At 43.6% G+C, this 13,085-nt stretch carries 11 protein-coding genes; 5 read left to right on the top strand and 6 right to left on the bottom strand.

The window, feature by feature from the left end; translation table 11 throughout:
* Positions 1-98: 98 nt before the first annotated feature.
* Entirely contained in the window at positions 99-1,481 is a 1,383-nt protein-coding gene (locus ACRD7P_RS02300) for a 3-keto-disaccharide hydrolase (protein ID WP_430905862.1), read from the bottom strand.
* Between the two features lie 93 nt (positions 1,482-1,574).
* A complete protein-coding gene (msrA, locus tag ACRD7P_RS02295; RefSeq protein WP_430905861.1) occupies positions 1,575-2,273 on the bottom strand; it encodes a peptide-methionine (S)-S-oxide reductase MsrA in 699 nt (232 codons plus the stop codon).
* A 136-nt stretch (positions 2,274-2,409) separates the two neighbouring features.
* Between msrA and ACRD7P_RS02290 the strand changes: the two genes are divergently transcribed.
* Complete coding sequence (locus ACRD7P_RS02290; RefSeq protein ID WP_430905860.1) at positions 2,410-3,084, top strand: peptidoglycan DD-metalloendopeptidase family protein; 675 nt, start codon at positions 2,410-2,412, stop codon at positions 3,082-3,084.
* A 787-nt stretch (positions 3,085-3,871) separates the two neighbouring features.
* Positions 3,872-4,114, top strand: coding sequence for a hypothetical protein (locus ACRD7P_RS02285; RefSeq protein ID WP_430905859.1), 243 nt, complete (start codon positions 3,872-3,874; stop codon positions 4,112-4,114).
* A gap of 136 nt (positions 4,115-4,250) precedes the next feature.
* Here ACRD7P_RS02285 and ACRD7P_RS02280 read toward each other — a convergent pair whose 3' ends face one another.
* Entirely contained in the window at positions 4,251-4,829 is a 579-nt protein-coding gene (locus ACRD7P_RS02280; RefSeq protein WP_430905858.1) for an arylesterase, read from the bottom strand.
* Positions 4,830-5,011: 182 nt separating this feature from the next.
* On the opposite strand from ACRD7P_RS02280, the gene ACRD7P_RS02275 reads away from it, so the two are divergent.
* Positions 5,012-5,704 (top strand): ABC transporter ATP-binding protein, encoded by a 693-nt coding sequence (locus ACRD7P_RS02275; RefSeq protein ID WP_430905857.1) that lies wholly within the window; start codon positions 5,012-5,014, stop codon positions 5,702-5,704.
* 47 nt (positions 5,705-5,751) lie between these two features.
* Positions 5,752-8,253, top strand: a complete 2,502-nt coding sequence (locus ACRD7P_RS02270; protein WP_430905946.1) for an ABC transporter permease — start codon at positions 5,752-5,754, stop codon at positions 8,251-8,253.
* Between the two features lie 67 nt (positions 8,254-8,320).
* Here ACRD7P_RS02270 and ACRD7P_RS02265 read toward each other — a convergent pair whose 3' ends face one another.
* The 3 genes from ACRD7P_RS02265 to ACRD7P_RS02255 all read right to left on the bottom strand — a co-directional run bounded on the left by ACRD7P_RS02265 (position 8,321) and on the right by ACRD7P_RS02255 (position 10,724).
* Positions 8,321-8,776: a hypothetical protein gene (locus ACRD7P_RS02265; RefSeq protein ID WP_430905856.1), complete on the bottom strand. Its 456-nt coding sequence runs from the start codon at positions 8,774-8,776 to the stop codon at positions 8,321-8,323.
* Between the two features lie 39 nt (positions 8,777-8,815).
* Positions 8,816-9,787, bottom strand: a complete 972-nt coding sequence (locus tag ACRD7P_RS02260) for an MBL fold metallo-hydrolase (RefSeq protein ID WP_430905855.1) — start codon at positions 9,785-9,787, stop codon at positions 8,816-8,818.
* Positions 9,788-10,013: 226 nt separating this feature from the next.
* A complete protein-coding gene (locus ACRD7P_RS02255; protein ID WP_430905854.1) occupies positions 10,014-10,724 on the bottom strand; it encodes a helix-turn-helix domain-containing protein in 711 nt (236 codons plus the stop codon).
* 579 nt (positions 10,725-11,303) lie between these two features.
* Here ACRD7P_RS02255 and ACRD7P_RS02250 point away from each other — a divergent pair.
* Complete coding sequence (locus ACRD7P_RS02250; protein WP_430905852.1) at positions 11,304-12,656, top strand: DEAD/DEAH box helicase; 1,353 nt, start codon at positions 11,304-11,306, stop codon at positions 12,654-12,656.
* The last annotated feature ends 429 nt before the right edge of the window (positions 12,657-13,085 follow it).

The following is a 13,085-nucleotide window of genomic DNA, read 5'->3' as shown; positions in this document are numbered from 1 at the left end:
TTATAATTTCTTTAAAACTCGATGTCGTTGCCTTAAAATTCTTTTTTTTTGCGTTCTCTCGTATAACACGGTTCTTAAAATTCAAGCACTTCTCAGGTCTATTGTTTCATTTTTATGTTTCGAAAAGAAATTGCACCGCTATCGTTATTAAGTACGATATGTCCTTTGTCGATACGCAAAAAATCAAGTCTTTTTTGATCTCGATTTTGCACTGATGTTTGGTGAAGTCCTTCACTTTTCAATTCCTGAGAAAGTACCCTTGTTCCATTCAACCAGTGTTCTATTTGTCCCTTATGGTGTTTTATTTGGACGGTATTCCATTCCCCGACTACTGCAACCGATTTTTTGGAGTCAAGAATGATCATTTCTATAAGGGAAGCGCTGGTATCATTGTAACGCCGTTTTTCATTTTTGTTAGCGGTAAGATGTATGTTTTCATCGATTTGATACGTCAAGCCTATTACTATGTCTTTGGCTTTCTCCAGTTCCGCTGCCGTATGGCTTATGATATCCGATTTGCTTTTTTGTATAATTTTAAGGTCCAATTTCAGCTCAAAATCACCAAAGGTTTCTTCGGTCATGATATCGTTTCCCCGTTTTGTTTTGTTATTATCCTGGGTTTGAGCTGATAAAGCTCCATTTTTTATTTGCCAACGATTACTTGGGAAAGTGTCCGAATGCACTCCTTTCCATCCTTTTGTACTTTGGCCGTCCCATAACATTTTCCAACCACCTTCTTTTATTTCGGCGGCCGTGAGCGTATTTTTTGTGACAATTGGTGGAAGCTCGCTTTTTCGGGTGTATTCTGAAATATTTTCGGTGAGAATGCGAAGGTTCCGCCAAATGATTTCAGCTCCTTCATTTTTTTTCTCATAAATTTCATGCACCTGCAGGGCAACAAAACCCCTGTTGGTAACATCGTCTATCAGATGAGCGGCGGGAATAGTGTTTATCCATGTTTTTATGGTGTCCCCAATGGCTTCTATTCGGTAGTGGTTCCATTGGTTTTGCTTGAACGCTTTTCTCGCTTTCGGGTTTTGGGCCAACGGGCACAACCAGCCACGTCTTGATTGATCGTAGATTCCTCCGCTCCAGGCTCTATCCGAAGGGTCAATTTCTATTTGATAGCCGTAAACATTCCCATGTCGATAGCTAGGAACGCTATTGCTCCTGATCTGCAGCCCGGAGTTCATCGCAGGGTCGACCAAAAATTCAAACTCCAAAATAAAATTATCGAATAAGCTATCCGTGGTTAGAAAAGAGTTTGGGGTATCCCATACCGTAGTTCCCACTATAGTTCCGTCCCTAATGGTGTAATGGGCCTTTCCTCCTTTTTGGTTCCAGCCGTTAAAGGTGTTTCCGTCAAACAAGGAAATCCAAGGGATATCGGCTTCGGTCTGCTTTTGTTGACATCCACATAAAACAATCGCCATTAGAAAAAAGACTACGAATAGCTTTATGGAAAATTGATAGTTTCTCATTCGAACGTTTTATCGGTTAAAGATAAAACACAAGCGCATCGTCTGAAAACAGGCCAGGGAAGGTCACATTACCGCAAAATATACGCTAAAGTTCTAGTGTCCTTGTTCCTTTAAATAATCGGGAAAGTTCTTTTTAAAACGGTTTAACCTTGGGATAGAAACGTTGGTAATGTATGAATTCTTCGGATGTTTCTTCTCGTAATCTTGATGATAGTCCTCGGCATCATAGAATTTTTCAAAGGCGATGACCTCAGTGGTAATCGGTTCTCCCTGATACACATTTTGCTCCTGCAGTGCCGCAATGTAAGCGGCAATTATTTTGCGCTCGTTCTCGTCCTTGTAAAACGCCACGGACCGATACTGTGGTCCACGGTCCGGTCCCTGTCGGTTAAGGGTAGTAGGGTCATGCGACCCAAAAAAAACCTGGACCAAGGCCGTAAAAGAGATAACTTCAGGATCGTAGTAGACCTTTACCGCTTCCGCATGGCTGGTCAACCCTCTTCCCACTTGCTCGTAGGTGGGATTTTCCTCTGTTCCTCCCGAATAACCGGAGATCACTTCTTGAACGCCCTTTACGCTTTCGAATATGGCTTCTACGCACCAAAAACAGCCGCTTGCAAAATAAGCCGTTTCATACGATTCCAAATCCTGTTGGGCCATGTCCGCCCCTACAACTATCGGTTGTGGTTCCGAACCGGCTATAACGGCTTTCTTGTTTTCTTTTCCGTGTGATTGGCAACTGGTTCCGATTAGGGAAACAAAAAACAATAGTAATAGATGCTTTGGTCTCATTTGATGTTATTTTACTGCTTTGTTGTTCAATGTACGAACTACTTACATCATAGCGGGTTAAAAAATGTTAAAGGAATTGCCGATTTCTCAGATACAGGCTAGGTGTTTTTTAATTTAATGCAGAACTTTGCTGGCCATGCAAACCATAGCAAATTTAGCAAAGGGAATTACTACAATTCCCATTCCTATTTTGGATGCCGAAATACCATTGGCCCAATATATTCCTATAAACTTATCGGTTCACAATACCAATTTGAAATCGGTCGACATTACCGATCCTGTCGCTTGCGAAACCTATATTATGTCGTTTCTTAAAGCGAAAAATGGAACAGTGGCCTATGGTGGCTACCTAGAAAAACGTGATTTGTATCGCGACAAGGCCACGTTTTCGACCGACAAAATAAGGGACGTGCATTTGGGTGTCGATTTTTGGTGTAAAGCCGGTACCAAGGTATTGGCACCTTTTGATGGTAGGGTACATAGCTTTCAGGATAATTCGGCAAAAGGCGATTACGGTCCGACTATTATTTTGGAACACCGGACAACGCAATATTCCTTTCATACCCTTTATGGCCATTTATCCCGTGCCTCGCTAAAGGGACTAACAATAGGGCAGCGTTTTAAAAAGGGGCAGCTGTTGGGAACTTTGGGTACTTCGGATATCAACGTAAACTATGCCCCGCACCTGCATTTTCAGGTTATAATGGACCTAGAGGGTGCCGAGGGCGACTATCCCGGGGTGTGCAATGAAAGTGAGGTCGAAAAGTACACCGAAAATTGTCCGGATCCTCTTTTACTACTTGGATATTAAAGAACGAACCGCTATTCCTGTAGCGCAGCGGTCTTTATTCAATGGACAATGAACAATGAACAATGAACAATGAACAATTAGCAATTAGCAATGAGTAGTTTTCACTGTAGTTGCCAGCCGCCAGTTGGCGTGGTCGGTAATGAGTAAAAAGTATGTAGTGACGACGTTTGAATTTGATGTTTGAATTTGTATTTGTATTTGTATTTGAACTTGACACTTGAACTTGACACTTGAACTTGACACTTGAACTTGTTTATGGTCTTTGTTCTTTCAGCGCAGCGGTCTTTATTCAATGACCAATAACCAATGACCAATTAGCAATGAGTAGTTTGAAGTTACAGTTGCGGTAGGCAGTTGGCGTGGTCAGTAATGAGTAAAAAGTATGTAGTGAGAACGTTTGAATTTGATGTTTGAATTTGAGCTTTAACTTGACACTTGTTTATGGTCTTTGTTCTTTCAGCGCAGCGGTCTTTATTCAATGAATAGTTTGCATTGTTCGTGTCAAACAGCACCCATGAACGGGTCGAAACCGCCCCTCCCTTAAGTTTCTTTCCATTTTACCCTGATTTTACCGGATTTTCCATTCTCATTACGAATTTCTAATGAATAAACCGGGTTCAAATGCACCTTCTTTCGATAAGCGGTGATCGACATAAAATCATTACACCGATACTTTTTAACGCTTTGTCCGAACTTTTGTCACTTACCGAAAAATGGGTGGTTTTGAACGATTTACCACCACCTGAAATACGCTTGCCAGAGTTATAATTATAACAAAACGCAAGTCATGAAAACCATCGCAGCCATCATCTTAGTTCTTTTTATCGGAGTATCGGCCCAAGCCAAAGAAAGGGTACAAGAAGTAAAGGTCGAAACGGTTGAAATGACCATAGTGGAACAAATCGAAGTAAAGCAAGAAATTACGTTTGACGCTGCCAACGATGTAGCGCGTTTGTATAGAAGAAGTAACTCACAAGTGAAAAAAGCGCTTTCTTTTAGTACCAAAAGAAATCGTGCTAAAATGGCTTAATCAGTTCCCCCAGCCATTTTAATAAACCACTTTGATTTCTAAAAAAATGAAAACAACTTCTAAGCACTGGATGATTAACATCCGTTTTGTAACGCCTGTCCGATTACTGGCGTGACCTACATTTTTGATCCTGTTATTAAAGTAGTGTCTTTAAAACGCTCCACACATTCTCCCTAACGATCAATTGGCCCTCTGCCGTAGGATGTATACCGTCCGGAAGGTTAAGTTCCGGATTTCCCGCAACACCGTCCAATAGAAAGGGTATCAAGGGAAGTGCATTTTTTTTGGCGAGATCGGGAAAAATAGATTTGAACTCCTTGGTATATGCCTGTCCCATGTTTGGTGGTATCTGCATTCCCGCGAGAACCAATAGGGTTTCGGGATTTTTTTCCAGTACCTGATCGATTATCGTTTGTAAATTTTTTCGCGTTTCCTTCAGGGGAATACCGCGAAGCCCGTCATTGGCCCCAAGTTCCAACACGAATATATCTACCTTTTGGTTGAGCACCCATTGCAATCGATTCAGTCCGCTAGTCGTGGTTTCACCACTCAATCCCGAATTGATTGCGGTATACGGCAGTTTTAGGGAGTCGATACGTTCTTGTATCAGCGCGGGAAACGACTCTTCCGTATCCAATCCGTAGCCCGCGGTAAGGCTATTCCCAAAAAAGAGAATCACCCTATTCCCCCGATCCGCTTTTTTTTTCGTACTCACTTGCTTTTCAGGCGTAACGTTCGGTGCTTCTGGTGTCTTTTGCTTTTCTCCACAGGAAAAACAAAATAGTACTACTAAAAAATAACGAAACTTTAAGAAGGTGTTCATCGATAGGAGTTCATTAAAACGAAATCATTTTACTACTTTTCGGACTCTTGAAAAAAGCAATGATAGCGCATGGTATGGCAGCAAAGATATTAAACGTTCACAAGCTTGGAAAAACCTATTCCAGCGGAACAAAAGAATTAACGGTTTTAGAGGATGTTTCGTTCAGTATCGAGCAAGGCGCAACTTTTTCGATAGTAGGACCGTCCGGTAGCGGAAAAACTACCTTACTCGGACTGTGTGCCGGTCTGGATCGCCCCGATATGGGCACCATTACGCTATGCGGCTCCGAAATTCAATCGTTGACCGAGGATGAAAGAGCGGTACTCCGCAATAAAAAGGTCGGCTTTATTTTTCAAAATTTTCAATTGCTCCCTACGCTCACCGCATTGGAAAATGTTGTTGTTCCCTTAGAATTGCAGGGAGTTGCAAATCCCATGAAGATAGGGAAGACCCTTTTGGGAAAGGTGGGACTGGAAGATAGGCACGACCATTATCCATCACAGTTATCTGGAGGTGAGCAGCAGCGGGTCGCTTTAGCCAGGGCTTTTTCCAATCGTCCCCAGATTCTTTTTGCGGATGAGCCCACGGGCAACCTTGACGAAGAAACCGGTGAAAAGGTCATTCGTTTGTTGTTCGATCTGAACAAAGAGGCCGGTACCACTTTGGTTATCGTAACCCATGATTTGGAACTGGCGCAACGCACACAACATGTACTCCGTTTGAAAGGGGGTAAAATGGTCGAGGGCCACCTAACTCCCGAAGTCTAGTGGATACGCCTCGAACAAGATCGGTAGGTGCGCGATGGCTCTTGAAGATGGCTTGGCGTGATGGCCGTGCCAGTATAAAACGGTTGTTATTGTTTATGGCGTCCATTGTTTTGGGCATCACGGCATTGGTCTCCATACAATCGTTCGGGGATAACTTAAAAGAGAATTTTAGATTGCAGTCGAAATCCCTAATGGGTTCCGACTTTATTATCCTTAGCAAGCAGCCGCCCACGCCTAGGGTGCAAAAGGTGATGGATTCCTTGGGAGGTGAGAACGCCTCTGAAATTAATTTTCCCTCCATGGTGGCCTTCCCGAAAAGGAATGCCGCTAAACTCGGCTTCGTTCGGGGTATCGAGGGAGGGTACCCTTTTTATGGAGTACTGGAGACCGAGCCTCCTTCAGCAGCTATCGATTATCAGGGCGAGGGGGGCGCGCTGGTAGATGCCACGCTAATGCTCCAGTATAACTTAAAGGCAGGGGACTCCATATCCATCGGAAATCTGACGTTGCCCATCTCGGGTGCTATTATTTCCGGTCCCGGGAGTACGGGAATCTCCACTTCCGTCGCACCTCCGATATACATCCCGTATCGGCATATCGCCGGAACAGGACTGGTACAAACCGGAAGTAGGGTAGAGTACAAGTACTATTTTGTTGCGGATCCTGAACCGGACTATACCGCTTTGGCCGAAGGATTAGATCCCATTTTAGATGTTGAAAATGCCGATTTGGATACCCATGAATCTACGGGTAGGCGTTTGGGAAGGCGTTACAACAATTTTGGTAAGTTTTTAAATTTGACCGCGTTTATCGCGCTGTTATTGGGTTGTATCGGTATTGCCAGTTCGGTACACCTCTACATTAAGGAAAAACGCTCTTCGCTTGCCGTACTAAAATGTTTGGGCGCCACTCGAAAACAAACATTTTTGATTTTTCTCTATCAAATTATGGGCGTTGGGTTGTTGGGTGGCCTTATCGGTACCGGTATGGGGCTTGGGCTACAACAACTTTTCCCATGGATGCTTAAAGATTTTCTTCCTATTGCACTTGAAGTATCCTGGTCCATAACCCCTTTGTTAATGGGGCCGGTGTTAGGGTTGGTCATGTCCGTGCTTTTTGCCTTATCGCCGCTTTTGGGAACTTGGTACATTTCTCCTTTGCAAGCGTTGCGTATTCAGGAGGACGAAGCTCCGAAAAAAAGGAGGCTAACGGCCTTTGTAATGGGCGTGGTGCTACTTTTCCTATTTGGGTTTTCCTTTTGGATTTTGAGAAACGCCGCTTTTGCCTTGGCCTTCGTTTTTGGGGTGGTCATCGTTTTTGTATTATTGGCAGCGGTCGGTCTGCTGTTTATGCGCCTTATCAAACGGTACTTTCCAATGTCATGGGGGTTTACGGCACGGCAAAGTTTACTGAATCTGTATCGCCCTAATAACCAGACCCTTGTATTATTGTTGGCTATAGGTGTGGGCAGCTTTTTGATCAGCACCCTGTATTTTACAAGGGATATCTTAAAAGAGCGAACGTCCTTAAAAGCCGGTACCGGTGCTCCCAATCTCATATTGATGGATATACAGACCGATCAGACGGAGGCGGTTGCCGAAGGTATCCGTAAAAACGGATTGCCGGTTATCGATAACGTACCTATCGTAACCATGCGAATGCAACGGATAAAGGGGCGGTCCGTAAACGATATCCGGGCGGATACCACGGCCACGATAAACCGATGGATATTGAACCATGAATTTAGAACCACTTATAGGGATTCCCTAACGGCTTCGGAAAACTTGGCCTCGGGGCAATGGAACCCCACGTTCGACCCGAGCGGTGCGATTCCCATTTCCTTGTCGGATAACGTGGCCAAAGATGCTCAGGTAGTGATAGGCGACACCTTGGTTTTTAACGTACAAGGGGTGTTGATGGCTACCGTGGTAGCCAATACCAGAGCTGTTGATTGGGGCCGGATGCAAATGAATTTTTCGGTGGTATTTCCAACCGGGGTATTGGAGAATGCACCGCAGTTTCACGTAATGAGTACCAACGTTGAGGATGAAAAAGCTTCGGCAAGATTGCAGCGCGATTTGGTAAAACGTTTCCCGACCGTATCCATTATCGATATACGGCAGCTGTTGACGGTAGTTCAGGAAATTTTGGATAAAATCGCGTGGGTCATCAATTTTATGGCATTTTTCAGTATTCTTACCGGAATTATAGTGCTGATGGGCTCCGTTCGTAACAGCAAGTACCAACGTATTCGGGAAAACGTTTTGCTGCGCACCTTAGGGGCAAAATCCGTTCAAATACGGCGCATTACCGCTTTGGAGTATTTTTATTTGGGTATTTTAGGAAGCGGTATCGGGGTTCTTTTGTCCTTTTTTGGTAGCGCCATTTTGGCAATGTTGGTTTTTAAAACCGAATTTCACCCATCATGGGTTCCTTTTGTGCTCGTAGTCCCCATCATTACCTTGTTGGTAATGGGTATCGGTCTTTTCAATAACAGAACTGTGTTGAAAAGTCCACCACTTGCGGTTTTAAGAAAAACATTGCGTTAGCCGCTTCTGAAGTGACATGCCACATCGTTTGGATAAGCCTGGATATAGCACTGTTCAGTTTACGGTCTTAGGTGTTCGGAGTCGGTATAGTGGCTATGATACCCAAGCTTAATAAGGAGAGTGCCGTTCTTAAAAGATGCCAATTGCCCCAGCCATCCAAAGTACTGGCAATACTTTTTGCGGGGGTCACCGCTCCACTAAGTACCTGATTGGCACCGTCGAAAAAGATAGGATAGGTAATCGAACATAAAAAAATACATGCCAGGGCACCCAGCCATTTTTTTCGAAGGGCTCCTCCTTCTTTCCGAGTGTAAAAGAAACCACTGGCAATCGCTATAAAGGCAATAAGGTTCAAAGGAATCATTATCGTTGGAAAGCGCCAAAAAAAGGTGTCGAACCAACTGTTAAGGTCAGTATCTGAAAGGGTTTTCCAAAAAGGTACGATCGCTACCGCAACGAGAAGAAAGGCCCCGCTAAAAGCGGCATTGCCGATAAGTGCCAATGTTTTGAATAGGGTATTCATTTTTCCCTGTTTTTTTATGAATTCGCATTGAATTTTGTTTTAGAAATCGACACTTAAACTTTCGCACATGGCCCAAACATCGTCCCGGAGATAGGTATCGATACCACCGAGTTTACCGTCCCATTTTTTCTTCATTTCGGCCGTTGCGACATCGACCACCTTTTCAAAATAGGTATTGTACATTTTCCATTTGTCCTCAAAACCGGTCTCTTGGGCACTTTTCATAAAATCTACTTTTCCAAAAGCCTGCTGTGCCGTTTCTTTCAAATCGGTAACAAACGCTTTGGAAACTTCTACATCGGCGCGGTTTCCCAAACGGGTCACATGGCCCGCAATAAAGGTTTCAAAATCGTAGTCCAAGGCAATATCATGGGCCTCCATATACCCCGGAACGTCTTCGGCAATACCAAGATTTTTAAAGGGTACCCATCCTGGAAAGATAACATCGACCAACATCAATACCTTTTGTTTTGGTGCATGTATGAAAATATTCCCTTCAATATGGTTTTTACCGTGATACGTTAGGCGAAGCAATTGATCGCCAAGCACTATTTCATGGTTCTTTTCAAATACTTTGGTCGGTATGGGTCTTCTTGGATCTTTTCTACGCTCCAAAATAGCTTTGGTATCTTCATGTGCCACAATTTCGATTCCTTTCGGAAACAGACCGGCAGCACCGATGTGGTCGGTATGGGAATGGCTGTAGACCAAATGGGTGACGGGCTTTTCGGTTACTTCCGCAATCGCCTTCAAATAGTTCTGCCCTATGGTCGGGGGAGCATCAACAGCAATAACACCTTCATCGTACACCAGAAACATGGCGTTGTATAGACCGTCCGTCACCCAATACAACCGCTCATCGATTTCCGCTACCAAATATCCCTTTGCAGGGTCGATGGCGGGACCATATGAGGTTTCGGGCAATTGTTGCGTATCCTGTGCTCCAACTGCGATACAATTTATGCCTAAAAGAAGAAGAAATAGTAAATTTTTTAAAAGTGACCGTTTCATGTTAGTTTGTTTATTGTAATTGTTTTTATATGCTTTTCTTATTCCAAAAAATAATGTACCGCTTCAAAAATGGTCCACGTTATAAGATCTGGTTGTACAGTGACTTTTCTGACTATCTCCATTACTTATAGGAGATGCCTATTTCCGAACCGCATCAAAGCGCTATTTGGCTTTACAAGTCAAAGGTAATGGCTACTGTTTTGCCGAAACAGGTCAATAACTCGGTTTAGGTAGTCAAAATTTCGGTTCTATACGCTGCCGGGGTGCGTCCGGTATACTTTTTAAAATACTTCCCAAATGTAGAAGGGTCGGGAAAATTGAGTTCATAGGCAATGCCCGATACGGTATTGTTAGAATTTTGAAGTAAAATTTTTGCTTCTAAGATCAACAGGTCATGGAGAAACTGGCTTGCGGTTGTTCCAATATGTTTTTTAGCAAGCGCGGAAAGGTGTTTGCCGGTAACGAACAGGGTATCGGCATAAAATTGTACCGTTCTATGGGTTTTAATGTTATCGGCGGCCAAGGCCTTGAATTGGTCTAAAACCGAAACGGGATGGGCATTATTTTTAGGATTATTGTTTTTTACGGTATACAATTCATCCAACATATAAAGTAAAATGGCAATTTGCTGCCGCACAAAGTTATCTTTATTGCGGTAACTGGAATCGATAAAAAATCTCAGGCGTTCAAAAATGGAATCAATACAAGTAGTATCGGCTTCCTTAAGTTCGAATACGTGTAGGTCGGCCTGCTCAAAATAGGGAACGTTGTTCAATATACCGCCATTGGAGAAAGGACCGACCAAAAATTCCTTGTTAAAAAACACGGTCCGTTCGGCAATCGTTCGGTACGTTCGGGTCCATTTGCGTATTACATTGGGACCCATCGTAATCAGGGCAGGGCCCGAAACGGTATGGTTCGTTAGGCCGGTACTCAAAAATAACTGTCCCTTTTGTAGGTAGCCTATGCCAAAGGTTTCCGTACGGTAAGGTTCTTCGGGATGCTGCGCATCGTTATCAAAGGTTTTAAGGAAGCAATACCATTTCTGGTGTTAAATTACGCAAATAAAAACCAGGGATTTTTTGGGTAGGCAAAAAAGAAAATCCAAGCATAGCCGTAGCTATGGTTGTTTTTTATTTTGAAGCATACACGGAAAAGAACAATTTTTAATGGGTAATTTAACACCAGAAATGGTATAAGGAGTGTTCTCCGAGGGAAGCCCTATCCTTTCCTTGAACTCCGGGACACCGTACCGTTTAATTTCTTTCAAACTGTACGCTTTGTGTTTAAAGATAGGAAAAATGAAATTTGATCGATGGGTCTAACGGTTCCTTAATCGGATTAGGTGGGTAGCCTTTTGCACTCAACGCTACATAAGAGTATGGTTACAGATATTGGGCAAAGTACTGATCAACTTTATTGAAACCGCTTTTTTAAAAGCTTTTCCGATGATTAGTGTAGCTTTGTGCCAACGAGTACCATTTTAGTTCTAAAATGGTACTACATACCGAATACGATGAGTGGTTTTGAGGATTTAAAAATCAATAAAAGTTTGCGAAAGGCAATCGGGGATATCGGTTTTGAAAAGCCGACACCGGTTCAAGAGAAAGCGTTTCCCGTAATTATGTCCGGTAAGGATGTTATCGCCATCGCACAAACGGGAACGGGCAAAACAATGGCCTACCTGTTACCTTTGTTGGAGGCATTGCCCTTCTCGAAAGAAAAACATCCCAGAATACTTATTTTGGTACCGACCCGCGAGCTAGTATTGCAGGTCGTCCAGGAAACCGAAAAGATTGGCCAATATTCGGGTATTCAGGTGCTGGGTGTATATGGGGGAACGAACATTAACACCCAAAAGGAAGCGTTGGCAAAAGGGGTGGACATCGTGGTCGGTACCCCTGGCCGATTGTATGATCTTGTACTGAGCCGTGCCTTGCAATTGAAAACCGTAAAAAAACTGGTGATCGATGAGGTAGACGTGATGCTCGATCTTGGGTTTCGTTTTCAGCTGATCAATATTTTTGAACTCTTGCCCGATCGCAGGCAGAACATTATGTTTTCTGCAACCATGACGGATGATATCGATGCCTTGATCCAAGATTTTTTTGTTGGTGCGCATAAAATTTCCATCGCGGTCAGTGGAACGCCGTTGGACCAAATTGCACAGATAGGGTATGCCGTGCCAAACTTCCACACGAAAATGAACGTATTGGAATATTTGCTGTCCAATGCCGAGGAGTATCGAAAAGTATTGGTGTTTACGGCGAACAAAAAAAAGGCCGATATGGTATTTGAGCGGCTTCAGGAGCGCTACGGGGAAGAGGCAGCCGTTATTCATTCCAATAAGACCCAGAATTATCGCATACGTTCCATAAAACAGTTCGATGAGGGTAAAAACCGAATATTGGTGACTACCGATGTGATGGCACGAGGTCTGGATCTTGATGCCATTTCCCACGTTTTCAATTTCGACACGCCTGCTTACCCAGAAAATTATATGCACCGCATCGGACGGACCGGTAGAGCGGACAAACAGGGAACCGCTATCTTGTTCTTTACGGAGAAAGAAACGTTTTATAAGGAAAAGATAGAGGCCTTAATGCGCTATTCCTTGCCCATAGCGCCACTTCCGGAAGAAGTGACGATATCTTCCGAGCTGATCGCGGAAGAACGTCCCCATAGGAAAGAACGAAACAACCCACATAAAGGACAGGGCGATGATGGACCCGGACCAAGTTTTCATGAAAAATCGGAAAAGAACAAAAAAGAAAACAAAGGGGGCTCCTATCGGCGCAAGTTGAAAGCGAAATATAAAAAACCGAAAAGTAGGGGCGATAAGAACTTCAATAAAAGAAAAAAACGCTGAATGGCCGTTTGATAGGGATCACCGTTTTTTGGAAGGAACACTTTTTGTAACCGAATGCTTTGCTGCTATCGATAATGTACACGACACCTCTTTTGCGCCACCAAGGTCGACCACAGCTATAGGTGAGTGCCCGTCGTACCACTAAAGCGCTTTGTTCCAATGGCAGCGTTGTTTTTGTTACGAGCCAATGGAGAAGCGTTACGGTGACGGTTCCTTTCTGATGCGTACACCGTAATCCTAATAACGATTAATCCCTATGGTGCCATCGCATTCCATAGGGCGTTGCGCTATGTGATGTACGTCTGGTACCGAAGGCCGCACGAAAAACGGTCGAATGCCAAGGTAGCGGTTACCGGAAAACGTTTTGTTTCTTCTTTTCCATAAAAAACACTACATCCCTTATACCAATTGTTTCTTTAAATCGGCAAG

Origin of the sequence: Maribacter sp. 2-571 (genome assembly GCF_050589625.1) — a bacterium.
Classification (GTDB): Bacteria; Bacteroidota; Bacteroidia; order Flavobacteriales; family Flavobacteriaceae; genus Pelagihabitans.
Note: the sequence above shows the minus strand (reverse complement) of the source record. Positions and strands in the feature narration are given on the sequence as shown.